Annotated in this window: 23 protein-coding genes and 1 pseudogene; 17 read left to right on the top strand and 7 right to left on the bottom strand. The window is 70.0% G+C overall.

The window, feature by feature from the left end; genetic code table 11:
• Window positions 1-84: 84 nt before the first annotated feature.
• The 3 genes and pseudogenes from F5X71_RS37780 to pspM all read left to right on the top strand — a co-directional run.
• Window positions 85-294: pseudogene (locus F5X71_RS37780) on the top strand (helix-turn-helix domain-containing protein); the annotation flags it as partial.
• Between the two features lie 493 nt (window positions 295-787).
• Entirely contained in the window at window positions 788-1,618 is an 831-nt protein-coding gene (locus F5X71_RS24665) for a PspA/IM30 family protein (RefSeq protein ID WP_167464169.1), read from the top strand.
• A 134-nt stretch (window positions 1,619-1,752) separates the two neighbouring features.
• A complete protein-coding gene (gene pspM / locus F5X71_RS24660) occupies window positions 1,753-2,640 on the top strand; it encodes a phage shock envelope stress response protein PspM (RefSeq protein ID WP_167464168.1) in 888 nt (295 codons plus the stop codon).
• A 325-nt stretch (window positions 2,641-2,965) separates the two neighbouring features.
• Here pspM and F5X71_RS24655 read toward each other — a convergent pair whose 3' ends face one another.
• The 5 genes from F5X71_RS24655 to F5X71_RS24635 all read right to left on the bottom strand — a co-directional run bounded on the left by F5X71_RS24655 (window position 2,966) and on the right by F5X71_RS24635 (window position 6,739).
• A complete protein-coding gene (locus F5X71_RS24655; RefSeq protein ID WP_428981393.1) occupies window positions 2,966-3,286 on the bottom strand; it encodes a response regulator transcription factor in 321 nt (106 codons plus the stop codon).
• Between the two features lie 134 nt (window positions 3,287-3,420).
• Complete coding sequence (locus F5X71_RS24650) at window positions 3,421-4,527, bottom strand: hypothetical protein (protein WP_238815448.1); 1,107 nt, start codon at window positions 4,525-4,527, stop codon at window positions 3,421-3,423.
• Window positions 4,524-5,723 carry a sensor histidine kinase gene (locus tag F5X71_RS24645; RefSeq protein WP_167464166.1) on the bottom strand — a complete coding sequence of 400 codons (1,200 nt, stop codon included), beginning with the start codon at window positions 5,721-5,723 and terminating at the stop codon, window positions 4,524-4,526. The genes F5X71_RS24650 and F5X71_RS24645 overlap by 4 nt, the downstream gene beginning before the upstream one ends.
• The gene (locus F5X71_RS24640) at window positions 5,720-6,439 is read right to left on the bottom strand and encodes a response regulator transcription factor (RefSeq protein WP_342803738.1); all 720 of its coding nucleotides are present in this window, start codon (window positions 6,437-6,439) and stop codon (window positions 5,720-5,722) included. The genes F5X71_RS24645 and F5X71_RS24640 overlap by 4 nt, the downstream gene beginning before the upstream one ends.
• 105 nt (window positions 6,440-6,544) lie before the next feature.
• Window positions 6,545-6,739: a hypothetical protein gene (locus F5X71_RS24635; RefSeq protein ID WP_167464165.1), complete on the bottom strand. Its 195-nt coding sequence runs from the start codon at window positions 6,737-6,739 to the stop codon at window positions 6,545-6,547.
• Between the two features lie 246 nt (window positions 6,740-6,985).
• Here F5X71_RS24635 and F5X71_RS24630 point away from each other — a divergent pair, with 246 nt between their 5' ends.
• The 5 genes from F5X71_RS24630 (at window position 6,986) to F5X71_RS24610 (ending at window position 9,524) form a co-directional block, all read left to right on the top strand.
• On the top strand, window positions 6,986-7,153 hold the full coding sequence (locus F5X71_RS24630) for a hypothetical protein (RefSeq protein ID WP_167464164.1): 168 nt from the start codon (window positions 6,986-6,988) through the stop codon (window positions 7,151-7,153).
• Window positions 7,154-7,233: 80 nt separating this feature from the next.
• A complete protein-coding gene (locus tag F5X71_RS24625; RefSeq protein ID WP_167464163.1) occupies window positions 7,234-7,986 on the top strand; it encodes a PRC and DUF2382 domain-containing protein in 753 nt (250 codons plus the stop codon).
• 86 nt (window positions 7,987-8,072) lie between these two features.
• The gene (locus F5X71_RS36675; RefSeq protein ID WP_203218208.1) at window positions 8,073-8,309 is read left to right on the top strand and encodes a hypothetical protein; all 237 of its coding nucleotides are present in this window, start codon (window positions 8,073-8,075) and stop codon (window positions 8,307-8,309) included.
• A 116-nt stretch (window positions 8,310-8,425) separates the two neighbouring features.
• The gene (locus tag F5X71_RS24615) at window positions 8,426-8,599 is read left to right on the top strand and encodes a hypothetical protein (protein WP_167464162.1); all 174 of its coding nucleotides are present in this window, start codon (window positions 8,426-8,428) and stop codon (window positions 8,597-8,599) included.
• Window positions 8,600-8,810: 211 nt separating this feature from the next.
• Window positions 8,811-9,524, top strand: coding sequence for a PIG-L deacetylase family protein (locus F5X71_RS24610; protein ID WP_167464161.1), 714 nt, complete (start codon window positions 8,811-8,813; stop codon window positions 9,522-9,524).
• Window positions 9,525-9,604: 80 nt separating this feature from the next.
• On the opposite strand, the gene F5X71_RS24605 is transcribed toward F5X71_RS24610, so the two are convergent.
• Window positions 9,605-10,153: an HD domain-containing protein gene (locus F5X71_RS24605; RefSeq protein WP_167464160.1), complete on the bottom strand. Its 549-nt coding sequence runs from the start codon at window positions 10,151-10,153 to the stop codon at window positions 9,605-9,607.
• A gap of 142 nt (window positions 10,154-10,295) precedes the next feature.
• On the opposite strand from F5X71_RS24605, the gene F5X71_RS24600 reads away from it, so the two are divergent.
• From F5X71_RS24600 to F5X71_RS24590, 3 genes are read left to right on the top strand one after another with little or no spacing between them, the layout of a single operon-like run.
• A complete protein-coding gene (locus F5X71_RS24600) occupies window positions 10,296-11,459 on the top strand; it encodes a glycosyltransferase (RefSeq protein ID WP_167464159.1) in 1,164 nt (387 codons plus the stop codon).
• A 47-nt stretch (window positions 11,460-11,506) separates the two neighbouring features.
• The gene (locus tag F5X71_RS24595; RefSeq protein WP_167464158.1) at window positions 11,507-11,698 is read left to right on the top strand and encodes a DUF3046 domain-containing protein; all 192 of its coding nucleotides are present in this window, start codon (window positions 11,507-11,509) and stop codon (window positions 11,696-11,698) included.
• 2 nt (window positions 11,699-11,700) lie between these two features.
• Entirely contained in the window at window positions 11,701-12,939 is a 1,239-nt protein-coding gene (locus tag F5X71_RS24590; RefSeq protein ID WP_238815447.1) for an aminoglycoside 3'-phosphotransferase, read from the top strand.
• Between the two features lie 2 nt (window positions 12,940-12,941).
• Here F5X71_RS24590 and F5X71_RS24585 read toward each other — a convergent pair whose 3' ends face one another.
• Window positions 12,942-13,460 (bottom strand): CGNR zinc finger domain-containing protein, encoded by a 519-nt coding sequence (locus F5X71_RS24585; RefSeq protein ID WP_167464156.1) that lies wholly within the window; start codon window positions 13,458-13,460, stop codon window positions 12,942-12,944.
• Between the two features lie 154 nt (window positions 13,461-13,614).
• On the opposite strand from F5X71_RS24585, the gene F5X71_RS24580 reads away from it, so the two are divergent.
• From F5X71_RS24580 to recX, 6 genes are all read left to right on the top strand, one after another.
• Window positions 13,615-14,076, top strand: a complete 462-nt coding sequence (locus tag F5X71_RS24580; RefSeq protein WP_167464155.1) for a VOC family protein — start codon at window positions 13,615-13,617, stop codon at window positions 14,074-14,076.
• A 73-nt stretch (window positions 14,077-14,149) separates the two neighbouring features.
• The gene (locus tag F5X71_RS24575; RefSeq protein ID WP_167464154.1) at window positions 14,150-15,031 is read left to right on the top strand and encodes a pyridoxamine 5'-phosphate oxidase family protein; all 882 of its coding nucleotides are present in this window, start codon (window positions 14,150-14,152) and stop codon (window positions 15,029-15,031) included.
• Between the two features lie 14 nt (window positions 15,032-15,045).
• Entirely contained in the window at window positions 15,046-15,495 is a 450-nt protein-coding gene (locus F5X71_RS24570; RefSeq protein WP_167464153.1) for a nuclear transport factor 2 family protein, read from the top strand.
• A gap of 97 nt (window positions 15,496-15,592) precedes the next feature.
• Window positions 15,593-15,898, top strand: coding sequence for an Lrp/AsnC family transcriptional regulator (locus F5X71_RS24565; protein WP_238815446.1), 306 nt, complete (start codon window positions 15,593-15,595; stop codon window positions 15,896-15,898).
• Between the two features lie 280 nt (window positions 15,899-16,178).
• A complete protein-coding gene (gene recA, locus F5X71_RS24560) occupies window positions 16,179-17,216 on the top strand; it encodes a recombinase RecA (protein ID WP_167464152.1) in 1,038 nt (345 codons plus the stop codon).
• A 358-nt stretch (window positions 17,217-17,574) separates the two neighbouring features.
• A complete protein-coding gene (gene recX, locus F5X71_RS24555) occupies window positions 17,575-18,123 on the top strand; it encodes a recombination regulator RecX (protein WP_167464151.1) in 549 nt (182 codons plus the stop codon).
• Window positions 18,124-18,131 lie beyond the last annotated feature (8 nt).

Below are 18,131 nucleotides of genomic sequence, written 5' to 3'. Positions count from 1 at the left end.
TCCGACGTTGTGCGAGAAAGAACGGCGTGCGTGGCACTCGTGGGTACCGCGCAGGTCCCCTGACAGGGAGCGAAGGAGAACGAGATGACGCTGCTGCGAGAGGCCATCGGGGACAGTCTGCGGCGTGCTCGTCTCGCCCAGAACCGGACGCTGCGCGAGGTCTCCACCTCCGCGCGGGTGAGCCTGGGCTACCTGTCCGAGGTCGAACGAGGCCGCAAAGAAGCATCCAGTGAGTTACTCGCCGCCATCTGCGCGGCCCTCGACGTGCCGTTGTCGCGGGTGCTCTGGGATGTGAGCACGATCATGGCGGGTGCCGACGGCCTGCCGACCCGGACCCCGGCCGATGCCGCCGTGCCCGCGGACACCGCCGTGCCGGCCGAGGCCGAGCAGGTCGCCGTCGACGGCGCGCAGGCCGTGCCGGCGGCGTCCACGCAGGACACGCCCGCCGCGGCGCCCGCGCTGGCGCCGGCGAGCGCGTCGCTGTCGGTGGCCGGGGCCGCGGGTCGCCCGCTGCCGCTGGCGGTCGACACCAGAATCGTCATCCCCGCACCGAAGGCCGACATGCTGGTCCTGGTGAAGGGCATGTGACAACCGAGCCGAGCGGCGGCCGTGGCAACGCTGCGGACCGACGCCGAAAGCGGATAGATTCTTCATAGGGCGTCGGGTTGGGCTGGGTATACCCGGCCCGCTTGTCGCATGGTGGAGGATAGGCACATATCGAGTGCGTGACGGTCGCGCACTGGAGTCGCGCCGAGCGCGGCACGTCAGATGGAGGCGGGATCAATCGATGGCTAATCCGTTCGTCAAGGCCTGGAAATACCTGATGGCCCTCTTCGATTCGAAGATCGAGGAGCACGCGGATCCGAAGGTCCAGATTCAGCAGGCTATCGAGGAAGCCCAGCGTCAGCATCAGGCCCTCTCGCAGCAGGCCGCGTCGGTCATCGGCAACCAGCGTCAGCTGGAGATGAAACTCAACCGGCAGCTCGACGAGGTCGAGAAGCTCAATGCCAACGCGCGCCAGGCGGTCATGCTCGCCGACCAGGCGGCCGCCGCGGGCGACACCGAGAAGGCCATCCAGTACACCAACGCGGCCGAGGCGTTCGCCGCGCAGCTGGTCACCGCCGAGCAGTCGGTCGAGGACCTCAAGGTGCTGCACGACCAGTCGCTGCAGGCCGCCACGCAGGCCAAGAAGGCCGTCGAGCAGAACGCGATGCTGCTGCAGCAGAAGGTCGCCGAGCGCACCAAGCTGCTGAGCCAGCTGGAGCAGGCCAAGATGCAGGAGCAGGTTTCGGCCTCGCTGCAGCAGATGGACTCGACCCTGTCCGCGCCGGGCACCACGCCCAGCCTGGACGCGGTGCGCGAGAAGATCGAGCGGCGCTACGCCAACGCGCTCGGCTCCGCCGAGCTCGCGCAGAACACGGTGCAGGGACGCATGCTCGAGGTGCAGCAGGCCAGCATCCAGATGGCCGGGCACAGCAAGCTGGAGCAGATCCGCGCCTCGATGCGCGGCGACCAGCTGCCGGCCGGCGGCGCGGCCCAGCCCGCCGTCAATCCCGCGCCCGCGCAAGCGAATCCGGCGCAGCCGCAGATGAACAAGGGTCAGGCCGCACAGCAGTAGCGGTTCGGGCGCGGGGCGAGGATTGTGTCGGTGGCAGCTGGTTCACTGTGGGGCACACGGAATCCCGGTCGGCCGGCCGTCGGCCAGGCCGGGGCTGTGCCGGTCCGATCCTCGTCAGCAGTGGGAGAACAGGCATGAGTCAGTCCGGGAAAGTGCGACCGGGCCGTAGGCGCGACGCCGTGATCGTGCGGGCCCAGGCCGCGCTGGCGCCGCAGCCGGGCAGCCTGCCCGACAGCCTGCGCGAGGTCGGGGAGCACGCACTGGTCGCGGTCCGGCGCTGGGCCGACCCGCGCGAACGCGAACTGCGCCGCAGACGCCGTGCGCGCCGCCGCAGCTTCCAACTCGGTACCGCCGGCGGGCTCACCACCGCCGGTGCCGTGGGGCTGGCCGTCATCTCCGCGCCCGCCTGGATCGTCGTGGTGCTCGGTGGCGGCGCGGTCGCGCTGGTCACCGGCACCGCGCTCAGCGCTCGCCGATACCTGCGGCTGCGTGGCGTGCCCTTGCCGCGGGCGGCGTTCATTCCGCGCAAGCAACCACCGCCGTGGTCGCGCGCGCGTGGCCCGATCGCCCGGCTGGTGCGTGCCGAACGCGCGCTGCACGGCCTCGCCGCGCAGATCGCGCACGGCAACCGTCTGCCCGACGACGAACTCGCCGACATGCTCGAAACGGCAGGCTCCGGGTCCGCCGCCCTGCACGCGCTCGCCGCCGACGTGACCGCCATGGAGCAGGCGCTCGGCGCGATGGGCCGCTCGAATTCCCCCGCCGCCGCGGGCCTCACCGACAACCTCCACTTCGCGCTGGCCCGCCTCGACTCCGGCGTCGCCGAGTACGAGCAGGTCGTCGCGGCCGCGGGCCGCATCCTCGCGGTCCCCGAGAGCGCGGTTCTCCGGCACAATTTCGACACCATCGTCGCCGACCTCCGGCACGCTGCCGACCGCCTCGATGGCTGGGCCCAAGCCCTCACCGAGATAGCCGACCAGAAATCCCCCATGACCACCCCGGAATCTCCCTCGGCCCGTTGATCTTCGATCCCTGCCGGGCATCATCCGACGGCCCGTGCTCGGCCGCGTTCGGTGGAAGTTCGACCTGTCCGACTCGCGGATCCGCGCGGTTTTCGATCGCATCGACCGGCGAGTTGCGCGGGTGAGCGGACGCGCGGGCTTTGCGCGGCTGCCGCGAATGGCGAGCGGCGTTGCTCGGCACCCGACCTGGGTCGGCGAACGTCTTCGGTCGTCGTGGCTTGGTGGTTCTGTCGCTGTATGAGCGTTGTCGCGCATTGCCGCGCAGCCCTCGTCGCTGTGCGGCGGCCTGGTCCGGGGCAGCCCCGCCTGCTCCCGGCCGGGTTGGCTAGAGCTCGTCCAGGTCGATCAGGCCGTCTTGGAGCGCGCGGACTACCAGGGCGGCCTTGGTGTTGGCGGTGCGGCCGACGGCGGCGTATTTCGCGCGGATTCGGGTGATGTGGGTGTTGACCGTGCCGAGAGAGAGGTACAGCCGGTGTGCCACATCGGTTTTGGAGTCACAGAGGACCCACGTGACGAGCACCTCTCGCTCCCTGGCGGAGAGCGCGGCGTCGGGCCAGTGGTGCGCGGGCATGGCAGGATCGGCCGGATAAAGGGGATGCGGCCGGACGACGGACAGGGGGAGGGTATGCGAAGTTGCGGCTATCATTGATGCTTCCTTTATGCAATGATTCCGGCTGGTATCCGCTGTGGTGAGCGAGTCGGAATCCTGCGCCGGATATCTTCTTCCGACTCTAGGCCGGGGCAAACAATCAGGAAATTCCCCACAAATCAGCCCTCAGTTCAGGGGTCTTGATTGCTTCCGCTAACCAGATGGGGTACGTCCAGGTCGGAGCGCACGACACCGGCCGCGCTCACATCGATGCGCAATTCGTCCTTGTCCCGCAACAGAATCGAGACCACATTCGCGCGCCCGGGTGGTAAAACGCGTGCGATCATCTCGCCGCCCTCGGCGTAGTCGAGCGCGTCGCGCAGCACCGTTCGCACCGTGTCGCGGACCGTGTCGTCGGCCTCGTCGAGGCCCCCGCCATCATCGAGCACAACTCGCACACCGCGTTCGCGCGCGCTGCGGGCCGCGGCGGTCACCGCCGGATTCACCATCGCCCCGCCCACGATCTCGTCGCGCAGCTGCGCCTCGACCAACCGGCATTCCTGCTGTTGTTCGGGAGTGAGCGGTCGCCCGCGCGCGATGATCTCCAGCAGCGGGCGGGCGGCGCCGTCCAGCCGTGCGATGCGCGCGTCGCGCTCGCTCTGCGCGGCCAGCGCGGCCGCCTCCGCCGTGGCCCGCTCGGTCTCCTGCCTGCGCAGGCTCAGGATCGAATGGGCGATGGGTCGCACGACGATGGCGAAGAACGTCGCCATGAGCAGCGGGGTGATGTTGATGAAGGAGAACCCGGCGCCGAGCAGCGCGCCCTGCCCGGTGCTGGTCGTCCAGACGACGCAGGTGGCGATCTGGCAGGCCATCGCGACCCAGGCCCAGCTCGTCGCGCCGCGCACGCACAGGAAGTTGAGATAGGCCGAAGCGGCGCCGAGGAACCAGATCTGGGTCGAGTTGACCATGGGCACCGGCAGTTGCCAGAGCGCGAGCGTGGTGCCCACCGGTGCGGCGGCGGCCAGCGCGATCGCCACGGGGCGGGGCAGCGGGTCACCGGGCGCGAGCAGCATGCCGACGCCGGCGCCCAGGATGATCGTGGCCGCCACGCCGGTGATCCACAGGTGGTCGATCCCGTCGTCGGCCGCGAAGGCCATCGAGTAGATCGAGATCGCGAACAGGCCGCACAGCAGATAGGCGGCGGCCGTGCGCATGCCGAGGATGTCGCGCACGTCCGCGGGGTCGTCGGCGCGTCGGTTCGACGAGGCGCCGGACCAGCGTGGCAGGCGCGGGCTCATGCCGCCCACCCGACGCTCACCCGGCTGCCCCGGCCCGGCGCGGATTCGATCGCCGACCAGCCGCCGGGCAGCTGCGCGATCCGGTCGACGATGCTCGCGCGCAGGCCGAGCCGGTCCGGCGGCACCGCGCTCGGGTCGAAGCCGACGCCGTCGTCCACCACGTCGACCCGGATGTCGGCGGGCGTCGCGGTCACCGTCACCTCGCACGCGGCCTCGCGCGCCGGGGAGCAGGCGTGCTTCTTCCAATTGCGCAGTGCCTCACCGGTGGCCGCGGCCAGCGCGGTCGCCACCTCGGGCGGCACGGTGAGTTCGGCGCCGTCGTGCGGCGCGACGCGCAGCGGGATCCGGTCGTCCACCTCGGCTGCGGCCGCCCGGATACCGGCGACGACGAGGTCGACGTCGAGATCGTCCTGGGCGGGCAGACCGGAACGCAGCCTGGCCAGATTGCGCAGGGTGGATTGCGCGTAGTGGGTCAGGATCGGCGAGTTCGGCGTGCGTGAGGCCTCGAGCAGGGTGGCGATCACGCCGTCGTGGGTGAGCGCGTCGAAGCGCCGCCGTTCGAAGCGGCGCGCCTGCGCGGCGGCCATCGCGGTGGCCGCGGCCAGCGCCGAGCTGCTGGTCTGGTCGAGGATGCGGCCGATCCGGACCAGCACCACGCAGGCGGCGCAGGGAAACGCCGAATAGGCGAAGGCGAACAGCATTTCCGGCAGCAGCGGGTTGTGCACCGCGGGCCCGCGGGCGAGCATGACATCGAACTGGGCGAGGACCGCAGCGCCCGCCAGATAGCCGAACGGCGCGAACCGCCAGAACAGGCACATCGCGACGGCGGGCAGGCCGGGGATCCAGCCGAGCCACAGGTATTGCTCGGGCGTGACGGTCGCGCCGGTGCGCACCAGCGGCCAGCTCAGTGCGGCCAGCGCGTAGCCCACCGCGAAGACCAGCACGGCCCGGCGCACGAGTGCCATTCGCCAGCGCGCGGCCGCGACGGCGATCACCACGGTCGGCAGGTAGACCGCGAGCAGGGCGACCGGGGTCCACCACGGCGCGGCCAGCGGGGTCTGTGCCAGGGCGGTCGTCACGGTGAGCGCGGCGTAGAACACCCCGCCGAAGCCGACGAACAGGCTCGCGCCACGCACCAGTTTCGCCTCGGCGCCGCGCTGCGCCTCGGAGTCGGCGGGCCGCTGCGCGCCGATCATCGCTCCCGTGGTTCCCTGCCGATGAATCCGTCCCGGGTGGCCTCGCGATAGAGGTCGACCCGGGTGCGTACCGGCCGTCCCGCCTCGGCGTAGCGGCGCCGGATGCGCGCGAGATAGTCGTTGACCGTGTGTTCGGACAGTTCCAGCTTGCGCGCCACCGAGGCCGCGGTCTCGCCGTTGGCGTAGAGCTCGAGTACCTGCCGCTGGCGCGGCGGCAGGTCGATGTTGGTGAGCGCCGGGTCGCTGTCGATCGCCGAGGCCCACACCGACGTGGCCACGTGCCTACCGGACGCGGCGGCGCGCACCATGGCCGTGGTCTTCTCGGCCGGATCGCTCTTCAGCGCGACCCCGAGCACACCGGCCTGGGCGGCCGCACGGATCAGATCGCGCCAGTCGCCGGTGGTATAGACCAGGCAGTCGATCCCGTGCTCGCGCAGCAGCTCGACGTTCGCCCGCGGGCTGGAGCCGTCCGAGAGCCGCAGATCGAGGATGGCCAGATCCAATTGCGTTGTCTGTGCGAGGAGTTCGGGGACCGTGGGGGCCATGGCGACGACGGTCAGGTCGGGTTGTTCGGACAGGATGGCCGCCAGCCCGACGGCGACGGCCTGATGGTCTTCGACACAGCCGATGCGGCGGATCTGCCCCGGCGTGGCATACGCCCCCGGCAGGTCCGTGACGGCCACGCCCGCCATGGCGAGCAGCCGACGAATCCCCATGCGTCGGATTGAATCATCAAGCTGTCTGGCTGCCAAGGGTATTCGAGATTTTGTACCGGATGGCATCGTCTTTTTATCGGTTTCGAACCAGCCGGTTTCGCCTGCTCAGCGCAGCCGATCGCGGCGGCGCAACTCCTCGGCGCGGGCGCGAAGTGCCGCCCCGACCAGCTCGCGGCCCTCGGCCACCAGATCGAGCACTTCCCATGATGCCTTGCGGGCGGCCCCGCCCACGATGCCTGCGATGGCGCCGCCGTGCCTGCGGGCCGCGGCGGCGAGTTCTTGTGCGAGTTCGTTTTCCATCAGGCGCGCGACCATCCCTTCGACTTCCGGTCCACGGAGCGCTACCGCGAGATCAGAGTGTACAACCGTACACTGAACCAGGCCACGGTCGAGTCCGCCACAGCATCGCTGTTCGCGCCGGTCGATCGCCGATTCCGCGCCGCGGTGTTTGGGGTATCCGGCGCCGGGTAGTTGCCATCGTGTAGCTGATCGGCCTGTTCTCGGCAACGGGATCGGGAATCCTCACTACAAGGGCAGGAGCAGAAAATGCTTGATATTGCCTACCGAAAGTCCGCGATCGACCAGGACACGCAGCGGCTCGATATCCGTCGATATCTGGCCTGGGGCAAGGTCGCAGATCCGGTCCGCCGCACCCGGCGTACCAGGCGCATCGCCGATGATCTCGACCAGTCCGAGCACGACATAGGTGCCTGAACACCTTTCATCGAATGCGGCAGCCGGGTCGTGTTCTGTCGGCCCCGTCCGCACCGAATGCACGCGGAGGAATCGAAACCATGACCGGAATGCTGGAAGAACTCATCGGAAGTGCCGTCCTCGATCAGGGCGGTGACAAGATCGGCAAGGTCAAGCGGGTCTACGTCGACAACACCTCCGGCTCGCCGACCTGGGTGGCCGTCTCCACCGGCATGTTCAGCGACGATTCGCTGGTCCCGCTGGCCGGCGCGGAGCTGCGGCACGACCCGGAGACGTTGCAGGTCCGGGTGGAGAAGGCGGAGGTGAAGAGCGCCCCGCATCTCGATCACGACGGGCTGATCAGCGCCGAGTCGGAACGAGAACTGTTCGCGCACTACCACATCGACCCGCGCCGGGCCGGCTGGGACATGGGCGGCAGGCAGCAGATGCGTGGCGGCACGCGCCCGGACGACGCCGCGGGAATGGTGCGCTCGGAGGAGCGCCTCGCCGTCGGCAAGGAGACCGAGGAGGTCGGCACGGCGCGGCTGCGCAAGTACGTGGTGACCGAGGAACAGACGGTGACCGTGCCGACCACGCACGAGGAGGTCCGGATCGAGCGCGAGCCGATCACCGACCCGGCCGCGGTGGGCCGGGCCGACATCGGCGAGCAGGAGCGCGAGGTGACCCTGCACGAGGAGCGCGTGACCGTGAACAAGGAAGCCGTCCCGGTCGAGCGGGTGCGCCTGGCCGTCGACGAGGTCGAGGACGCCGAAACCGTGTCCGGCACGGTCCGCAAGGAGCGGATCGAGGCCGAGGGAGTCGACAAGGACCGCCGCCACAGGCACAACCGATAGCCGTCGAGTCGGCACGGGGTGGAGCTCGGGTGACCCGAGCTCCACCCCGTGCTGTGTATTGGAAGCGATAGCGCCTGGCCACCCGCGTGCGGGCCGAACAACCCGGCGGCGGACGGCCGCTGCCGCGCCTGGCCGCGTCGGTGCGCGCGAACCTCGCGCACGCAGGCCCGCTCACCGCGTCGGAGTCGGCGACCATCGAAGGACTGCAACCGCTCACCCGGGTGCTGAACGGCACCCGCGGCGCGGCGGTCATGGCGGTGGCGCTGGCCGCGGCCGCCGTTGCTGCGCACCCGCGACCCGCGGGTGACCCGGGCTCAGGGTGAACCCTGATATTCCCCCGGATATCGGTATTGACCTGGTGATTTATCGTTGCCGAGGTGTCAGCATGGAACGTGTCGGATCGTCGGAGGGCGGTTCACGGAGACCTCGGAGGCTGGCAATGCTTTGGAAAATCATCGGTATCGTCGCGGTCGTCTGGATCGCGCTTGCCATCATCGGTGCGCTGATCAAGGGGCTGTTCCCGATCCTGGTGATCAGCGCCATCGTGTTCGGGCTGTACCTGCTCTACAAGGCGGTGTCGGGCTCGGACAACTCCACCGTGAGCAAGTTGTAGTTTCCGCCGCGTAGTGGTTTCCAGCGCGCGTCGGGCGGCGCGGAACCACGCTGCGGGCGGAGGTCGGTGCGGCCAGGTGTGGCCGGGATGCCACCGGGCAGCGTGCGCGAACTCGTGCCGACCGACCGAATGGGCCGTGTGCTCCCCGGATGGGGGGAGCACACGGCCCACTTGCGTACGCTGGCCTGATCGATTTCCGGAAAGGACGCCAGTGCGGCAAGTACCCGAGGATTGGCAGCGTGGGCTGGTGATCGTCGCCCATCCCGACGACATCGAATACGGCGCGGCCGCGGCCGTGGCCCGCTGGACCGGACAGGGCAAGGACATTCGCTACGTCCTGGCCACCAGCGGAGAGGCCGGGATCGCCGGAGTGCCGCCCGCGGAGTCTGGTCCGCTGCGCGAGGCCGAGGAACGCGCCGCCGCCGCGGCGGTGGGCGTGCAACAGGTCGAGTTTCTCGGCTACCCCGACGGCCGGGTCGAACAAACGCTGGAGTTGCGCCGCGATCTGGCGGCCGCGATTCGCCGCCATCGACCGGACCTGGTGGTGCTGTTCAACTTCGGCGACACCTGGGCGCCCGGCTTCGCCAACAGCGCCGACCATCGGGCCGTGGGCCGGGCCGCGCTGGACGCCATCGCCGACGCGGCCAACGAGTGGATCTTTCCCGAACTCACCGAGGCGCCGTGGTCGGCGCGCTGGGGCGCGGTGGCAGGCCCGACGGCCACGCATGCCGTCGATGTCACCGCTCATCTCGAGCAGGCGAAGGCCTCGCTGGCCGAGCACCGCCGCTACCTGGCCGCGCTGAGCACCGAGCCGGTGCGGGAGCAGGTGCGCGCCATCGTGGAGCGCGCGACCGGCCCGATCGACGGCTTCCCCGCCGCGCACGCCGTCGGTTTCGAGCTGTACTACTTCGGCGCGGGCGACTGACCTACCTGTTCCGAACGCCGACTGCGCCCGCGGCGGTCAGCGAAACTGTTGCAGGGGAACGGAAGTCGTCCGGGCGCGGGTCAGCGGTGCCGGGCGGCGACCCGGGCGATGATCGGACGCCAGGTAGCCAAGGGGGCGACCGGGAGCCCGACGACCTTGCCCGCGTCGTCGGCGCGGCGCAGCGTCAGCGCGGCCGCGAAGTCCGGGTCGGCGCGGAACGCAGCGATCTCCGCCGCGTTCATCGGCCCGCCCTGGGCGACCAGCGTGCGGCGACTCGACGGCGACAGTCCCGCGGCGTGCGCCGAATCCGTCGCGGCGAGATAGCGTTTCGCGACCACGTGCAACTCGACGAGCCGCGCGACGCGCGTACCGAGCAGCCCGCGGACCGCCGCGGCGCCGTGGCGGCCGTGGCCCGCGTCGTCGCCCGGGACGAGTTGGTGGCCGATGTCGTGCACCAGCCCGGCCACCTGGAGTTCCTCGTCGTCGGGGCAGTCGCGGCGCAGCAGTTCCGCGCACTGCCGATCGTGGTCGAGGATGTCGACCGGGTCGCCGCCGCGATCGGGCATATCCCAGACGTCCGCGCCGGCCGCCAGCAGCACCATCAGTTCGTCCACCGTGGCTATCCGCACGATCGTTCCCACCTCCGATATCGATTGGTCTAGACCGTATCTCCGGTCCGGCCGGAGGTCACGTGAAGTTCTGCCGTCGCGCTGGTGACCAAGTGGGGGTTGGGTGTGACCGGGTCGTTATGCGGTGTGGCAGGCTGGGCCGATGCGAGTTGCCGTAGTCGCGGGGCCCGATCCCGGGCATGCGTTTCCCGCCATCGCGTTGTGCTTGCGTTTCCTGGCCGCCGGTGACGAGCCGGTGCTGTTCACGGGTCCGCGCTGGTTCGAGCAGGCCCGCGAAGCCGGTATCGGCGTGCGTCGCTTGAAGGGCCTGGCCCCGCGCCCGGTCGACGACGACGCCGACGCGGGCAGGCGCATCCACGAGCGTGCCGCGCATATCTCGACCGAGATCCTGCCCGACCTCAGCGCGATGCTGCCGGAGCTGGTCGTTTCCGATGTGCTCACCGCGGGCGGCGGGATGGCCGCCGAGCGGCTCGGCGTGCCGTGGGTGGAGTTGTCCCCGCATCCGCTGTACCTGCCGTCGAAAGCCCTGCCGCCCATCGGAAGTGGTCTCGAGCCCGGTGCCGGTCTGCGCGGCCGGATGCGCGACGGCATGCTGCGCGCCTTGACCGCCCGCGACATCCGCAACGGCCTGCGTCAGCGCGAGCAGGCGCGGGCGAGCGTCGGGCTGCCCGCGGTCGATCCCGGGCCCGCCGCGCGGTTGATCGCGACCCTGCCCGCGCTCGAGGTGCCGCGCCCGGATTGGCCGGACAACGCGCACGTCGTCGGCCCGCTGTTCTGGGAGCCCACCACGGAGCTGCTCGCGCCGCCCGCCGGGGACGGACCGCTGGTGATGGTCGCCCCCTCGACCGCGCACACCGGCGTGACCGGCATGGTCGAGACCGTGCTCACGGCGCTCGCCGATACCGGTGTCCGCGTGGCCATTTCGATGCTCGACACCCCGCCCGCCGAGCTGCCGCCCTGGGCCAGCGCCGGTTTGGGCAGGCAGGACGAATTGCTCAGGCACGCCGCGGTGGTGGTGGGCGGCGGCGGGCACGGACTGCTCGCGAAGGCGCTCTCGGCCGCGGTCCCGCTGGTGACCGTGCCCGGCGGTGGCGACCAATGGGAGCTCGCCAACCGCGCCGCTCGTCAAGGCAGTTCGCTGCTGGTCCGGCCGTTGACGGCCGACGCGGTCCGCGCGGCCGTCCAGGAGATCCTGGGCACCGAGAGCTTCGCCGTCGCCGCGCGGGCCGCCGCCGACTCGGCGAGCGCGGTGGCCGATCCGGTCGAGCTGTGCCATCGGGTGCTCGACGGGGTGCGGGCCGGATAGCGCGGGGCTGGTTGGGCGCGCGAGTGCGCGCGGGTATCTTGGGCACAGTGCGGTTGACGGAGTTCCAGGAACTGTTGCATACCGAGTTCGGGTCGGCCAGGGGCGACGCCCTGCTGGCCGATCACGTGATCCCCGCACTGGGGCGCACCGGTGCCGACGCCATCGAAGCGGGTATCGATCCGCGCGACGTGTGGCGGGCGCTCTGCGCGGAGTTCGATGTACCGCGGGGACGGTGGTGACGGTGTCGGGTCGCGTAGTGGACCACGACAAGTCGCTGTACCGATTCGACGAGCGGCAGCGGATGATCCCGGTCGATCCGCAACGGCTGGTAGCGCGCCTGGCCGCGGCGGCGCCCACCGATTTCGCGGGCTACCGGCAGACCGGGATCGAGGCGATGCTGCTCGGCCGCTACGCCGAGGCCCTCGACCACCTGGATCGCGCGCTGGAACTCGTGGACACCGAGCAGCGCCGGATCACCGTGTGGATCAACCTCGGTGACGTTTACCGCTATCAGGGCGACGCGGCCACCGCGCAGACGCTGTACGAGCGGGCCGTCGCGCACGCCAGGGCGGCCGCACCCGAGGTGCTCTCGTTCGCCGTGCAGCATCTCGGCAAGGCGCTGGCCGAACAGAATCGGCTCGACGAGGCGCACGCGCTGCTGCGTGAGGCGCTCGAGCTACGGATCGCCGAGGGGGATCCGGAGGAGATCGAATCCACCAGGGTGGCGCTGGAAACCCTGTCCGCGCTGCCGATTTCGCTGCCGCCCTCGGTCGCCGCGGTGCTCGGCGAGACGCCGAGCTGGTCCGACGATCACGAGGGGAAGAGCGGCGGCGTCTCGTTGGTCAACGGCGCCTACTGGGTCAAGCGCGGGCCGAAGGCGGTCGCCGAACAGCAGCGGCTGACCTGGTTGCGCGACCGTGGGATCCGGCTGCCGGAGATCACCGTCTTCGCCGAGGACGTGCTGGTGCTCGCCGACGCGGGCGCGCCGAGTCTGGCGGCCCGCGCCGAATCCGGCGTCGGCGCCGACTCGGTCGGCGCCATCATGGGCGCGCTGCTGCGTACCCTGCACAGCATCCCGATCGCCGAGTGCCCGTTCGACGGACGGCTCGACGCTGTCTTGGCCCAGGCCCGCAGGCAGGTGGTCGAAGGTCTGGTCGACGCCGATGATTTCGACGACGACAACCAGGACGCCACGCCGGAGGACGTGCTGGAGCGATTGCTCGCCGAGCGCCCGGATGAGTCGGATCTCGTTGTGGCGCACGGCGATTTCACGCCGCCCAACGTGCTGGAGGGCGCGATCCTGCTCGACGTCGCCGCGCTCGGCGTCGCCGACCGCTATCGCGATCTGGCATTGGCCGTGCGGGATCTGCGCGACGACTTCGGCGCCGACGAGGTGACGGCGTTCTTCGCCGCCTACGGCCTCGCCGACCCGGATCCGGTGCGCCTGGAGTACTACCGCCTGCTCGACGAATTGTTCTGAGCTCAGGTCTTTTTCGCGTAGTGCCTGGCCGCTTTGGTGCGGTTGCCGCAGGTTGCCATCGAATGCCAGCGGCGGGTGCCGTTCTTCGAGGTGTCGAAGAAGAACAGCACGCAGTCGGCGTGGGCGCACTGCCGGATGCGATCGGGTGCGTCGGCGAGTAAGCGCAGCAGGTTCTCGGCCGCCAGCCAGGCGGGCAGCCACGCCGGATCTGGGACGTCGACGATGTCGGCTGGACCGTCGGCGGTGAGCGTGCGACGGATGTGGCCGTGCTCGAGTACCTCGTTGAGCGCGTCGTGCTCGGCGTGGCGGACGACGTCGTAGATGGCCGCGCGGGCCGCCAGGGTCGCGGCGAGGGTGGCCTCGTCGGCCTGCGCGCGATCGGTCAGCCCGGCTGAGGACAACCAGATGGCCAGTCCGGTCACGTCGGTGAGCAGGTCCTGCAACTGTCCGTGCTTGTTCCACCGCGTGTCCAGCAGGTCGAGTGCCAGCGGTTCGCCGAGGTGGGGGCGGGGATCGTGCATGACTGAGGGTATCCATCTCCTGCGGTGGGCTGGAGCATCAGCTCGGTTCTAACTGTCTTATTTGATTTTACCGGTTGACTCCGGCGTCCGCCCATGGCTATCTTCTAACCAGTCAAACTGATTAAGACGGTTTGACCGGTTAGAGGAGGAAAACATGACCGCAGTCGCCGCGCCCCCGCTCGTCACCGGGCACATCGGGCTCAACGTCGCCGATCTGGCACGTTCGGTCGACTTCTATCGCAGCGCACTGGGTTTCGAGCAGGTCGCCGCGAGCACCGACGACGATCGGAAGTGGGCGTACCTCGGGCTCGACGGCAAGATCACGCTGACCCTGTGGGAGCAGAGCACCGGCGAGTTCGCGACCGAAACGCCCGGCCTGCACCACCTTTCGTTCCAGGTGGACACCATGGATCAGGTGCGAGCGGTCGAGGCGGCGCTGCGTGCGCGATCGGTCTCGTTCGCCTACGACGGCGTCGTCGCACACAGTGAGGGCGCGAGCTCGGGTGGCATCTTCTTCACCGATCCCGACGGCATCCGGCTCGAGGTCTACGCGGCGGCGGGCGCCGAGTGCGCGCCCGCGCCCACCGGTTCCGCCCCTACCTGTGGATTCTTCTGAGTCGCAGCTCGGTTGAACGTTGCGGCGGGCGTTGGCGCTCGCCGCGACACCCCTCGTGACAGGAGTAAGCGCGATGGCGCCCTTCCATTCCGGTGAGCTGGCCGTGCAACAGCGGATGGGTCAGGCCGAGACCGCGGGGCGGGTCGGCCGGATGATCCGCGCCGATATCCCGGCCGTCGCCGCGGCGTTCCTCGCCGAGCAGCCCATGCTGGTGATCGCCGCCGCGGACGCCGCGGGCAGGCTGTGGGCCAGTGAACTGGTCGGCCCGCCGGGTTTCGTCCATGCCGTCGACGCGGGCACCCTCGCCGTCGACGCCCGTCCGGTCGCCGGAGATCCGTTGCGGGACACGGTGCGCGGCACCGCGCGGATCGGCATGATCGCCCTGCAACCGCAGCGGCGCAGGCGGATGCGGGTGAACGGCACCGCCACCCCCGACGGCGCCGGCCTGCGCGTGGTGACCGACCAGGTCTACTCGAACTGCCCGAAGTACATCTCCCGCAGGCAGGTCGAGTCCTATCAGCCGGACGTGGCGCAGTCGCCGCGCCGCGGCACCGAGCTCGACGCGGGGCAGCAGGCGGCGATCGCGGCGGCCGACGCGTTCTTCACCGCCACCGCCGACGCCGACGGGAACGCCGACGCCTCGCATCGCGGCGGCAATCCCGGCTTCCTCGAGGTGCTTTCCCCGACCAGGCTGCGCTGGCCCGACTATCGCGGCAACTCGATGTTCATGACCCTCGGCAATATCGAGGTCAACCCGCGCTGCGGGCTGCTCGTCCCGAACTGGGCCACCGGCGGCGCGCTCCAGCTCACCGGCACCGCCGAATTGGTCTGGGAACCGGAGACTTTCGCGGTCGGGGCGCAATGCTCGATCGATTTCACCATCACCGAGGTGGTCGATCATCCGGTCGGCCCGCTGCGGTGGAGCGCACCCGAACTGTCCCCGGCCAACCCCTGAGAAAGGAAACGCTCATGCGACCTCCGCTGCCTCCCTTCGATCTCGCGTCCGCCACGGCGAAGGTGCTTGCCGCCGAGCACGCTTGGAACACCCGCGATCCGGAGCGGGTCGCCGCGGCCTACACCGCGGATTCGGTATGGCGCAACCGCGACGAGTTCTTCACCGGCCGGGCCGCCATCGTCGAATTCCTCACCCGCAAGTGGTCGGTGGAGAACGGCTACGCCCTGCGCAAGGACCTCTGGGCGTTCGAAGGCAACCGCATCGCGGTGCGCTTCCAATACGAGTGGCACGACGAATCCGGCCAGTGGTGGCGCAGTTACGGCAACGAACAGTGGGAGTTCGCGCCGGACGGACTGATGTCGCGGCGCGAGGCCAGCATCAACGATGTCGCCATCGACGAGACCGAACGCCGCATCCACGGTCCGCGCCCCGACGGCGACACCTCGGTGCTTCCGCAGCGCTGACGCGGTGTGTCCCCGTCCCGGCCGGGACGGGGACACCCGGGAAATCCTCAGGCGGGCAACGTTTCTCGCGCCGGGACGGCGGTCGCCCCCGCGGGTCGTGCGCGATGGAACAGGCGAGGTCGTCGAGGAATCGGCGACCCATCGCGGCGCCGACGAGGAAGGGCCGCGCTTCGCTCACCTGTTCACCGAGCATCCCGAGGTCGCCTTCGTGGCCGCGACCACCGGGCCGACCAATCTGTTCGCGTCCATCCTGTGCCGTGACACGCCCCACCTCTACCGCTACGTCACCGAGCGGCTCGGCGCGCTGGCAGGTATCACCGACCTGGAGGTCACGCCAGCGCTGCGCGTCCTGAAGCAGGCCCAGACGCTGCTCGACAGCGATCGGGTTGCTTACAGCCTTTGATCTGGTCGCCCACCGATTTCGGTTGCGCATGGGTAACCAGCCGGGTGCGGGCCGACTGGCTCGGCCACATACCGTCGGCCGCCTGTGTCGCGGCGGTAACGCGTGCGTCCGGCTCGAATGCCCGGAGCGGCGGAACAGAACTCCGTTCGCGTGTTGTCGGGCGCGTCGCTTGACTCGAACATCTGTTCGTCTAATCTTGGCGCCAGAACTTGTCGGTGCCGCCCTCTAATGTTGGCGCCAACCACAGCAGAGAGTTACCCGTCGAAAAGGGGATCAGGACATGGCACCACAGGCGTACGACCGCGACAAAGCCCTCGAACTCGCACTGGCCCAGGTCGAGAAGAGCTTCGGCAAGGGTGCGGTCATGCGCCTCGGCGAAGAGGTGCGTCAGCCGCTCGCGGTGATCCCCACCGGCTCCATCTCGCTGGACGTCGCGCTCGGCATCGGCGGTTTGCCGCGCGGCCGCATCATCGAGGTCTACGGTCCGGAATCCTCGGGTAAGACCACGGTGGCGCTGCACGCGGTGGCCAACGCGCAGGCGCAGGGCGGCATCGCGGCCTTCATCGACGCCGAGCACGCGCTCGACCCGGAATACGCGAAGAAGCTGGGTGTCGACACCGACGCGTTGCTGGTCTCGCAGCCGGACACCGGTGAGCAGGCGTTGGAGATCGCCGACATGCTGGTGCGCTCCGGCGCGATCGACATCATCGTCATCGACTCGGTGGCCGCGCTGGTGCCGCGCGCCGAGATCGAGGGCGAGATGGGCGACAGCCACGTCGGCCTGCAGGCCCGCCTGATGAGCCAGGCGCTGCGCAAGATGACCGGTGCGCTCAGCAACTCCAACACCACCGCGATCTTCATCAACCAGCTGCGCGAGAAGATCGGCGTGATGTTCGGCTCGCCCGAGACCACCACGGGTGGTAAGGCGTTGAAGTTCTACGCCTCGGTCCGCCTGGACGTGCGCCGCATCGAGACGCTGAAGGACGGCACCGACGCGGTCGGCAACCGCACCCGGGTCAAGGTCGTGAAGAACAAGGTCAGCCCGCCGTTCAAGCAGGCCGAGTTCGACATCCTCTACGGCCAGGGCATCTCCAAGGAGGGCTCGCTCATCGACATGGGCGTCGAGCACGGCTTCGTGCGCAAGTCCGGCTCCTGGTACACCTACGAGGGCGACCAGCTCGGCCAGGGCAAGGAGAACGCCCGCAAGTTCCTGCTGGAGAACACCGATGTGCGGGATGAGATCGAGAAGAAGATCAAGGAGAAGCTCGGCATCGGCGCCGATGTGAGCGCGCCCGCCGAGGTGCCCGCCGATTTCTGATCCGCTGAACAGCCGGCGCTCGCCCCAGCCGCGCCGGACCGCGCCCGATGAGTCGCGGTCCGAACCGGTGCAGGAGATGCGGCGCCGGCTCCAAGAACTCCTGTCTGCCTCTGGTGCCGCCACCGATCCGGTCGGATCTCGGCTCGGCGGACAGGAACCCGGACGAGTCCCGTCGGCCGAAGGTGGTTCGGCCGTACAGGACACCATGGGAACTCGGTCGAGCGCGCCCGATCCGCAGCGGGCGCGTTCGACTGGGTCCCGCGCGGGCTCGTCCCGTCGTGGACGCCGGAAGGCGTTCTCGCTCACAGACTCCCACTCGGCTGATTCCGAACGTACCGAAAGCCGATGGGCGGATCCGGTGGCGGCCGGATCCGAGCGGGGTGCGCGCTCCACGGAGCAGACTCCGCCAGGCGGGACGGTCGAGCAGGCGAAAGAGGCGTGTCTTCGCCTGCTCGCCGTCCGCGCCCGCAGCCGCGCCGAACTCGCCCAGCGTCTGGCGGCGAAGGGCTACACCGGCGAGGTCACCGAGCGCGCGCTGGACCGCCTCACCGAGGTCGGCCTCATCGACGACGCGGCCTTCGCCGAGCAGTGGGTCCACTCCCGGCACACCTTCTCCGGCAAGGGCAAACAGGCACTCGCCCAAGAACTTCGGCGCAAAGGGGTGGACCCGGCCGACGCCGCCCCCGCGCTGGACGCCATCACCGACGACGACGAGGAGTCTCGCGCCCGCGACCTCGTCCGCCGCAAACTCCGCACCCTCCCCGCCGCCCTTGACCGCGAAAAGGCGCTCCGCCGCCTGGTCGGCATGCTCGCCCGCCGCGGCTACAACCAGTCCACCGCCTTCGCCGTAGTCAAATCCGAACTGGCCCAGACCGCCTTCGACACCGAGGACCTCAGCGAGGACTGACGACCTAG

Source organism: Nocardia brasiliensis (assembly GCF_011801125.1).
Lineage (GTDB): Bacteria > Actinomycetota > Actinomycetes > Mycobacteriales > Mycobacteriaceae > Nocardia > Nocardia brasiliensis_C.
This window is presented reverse-complemented; position numbering and strand designations above follow the sequence as displayed.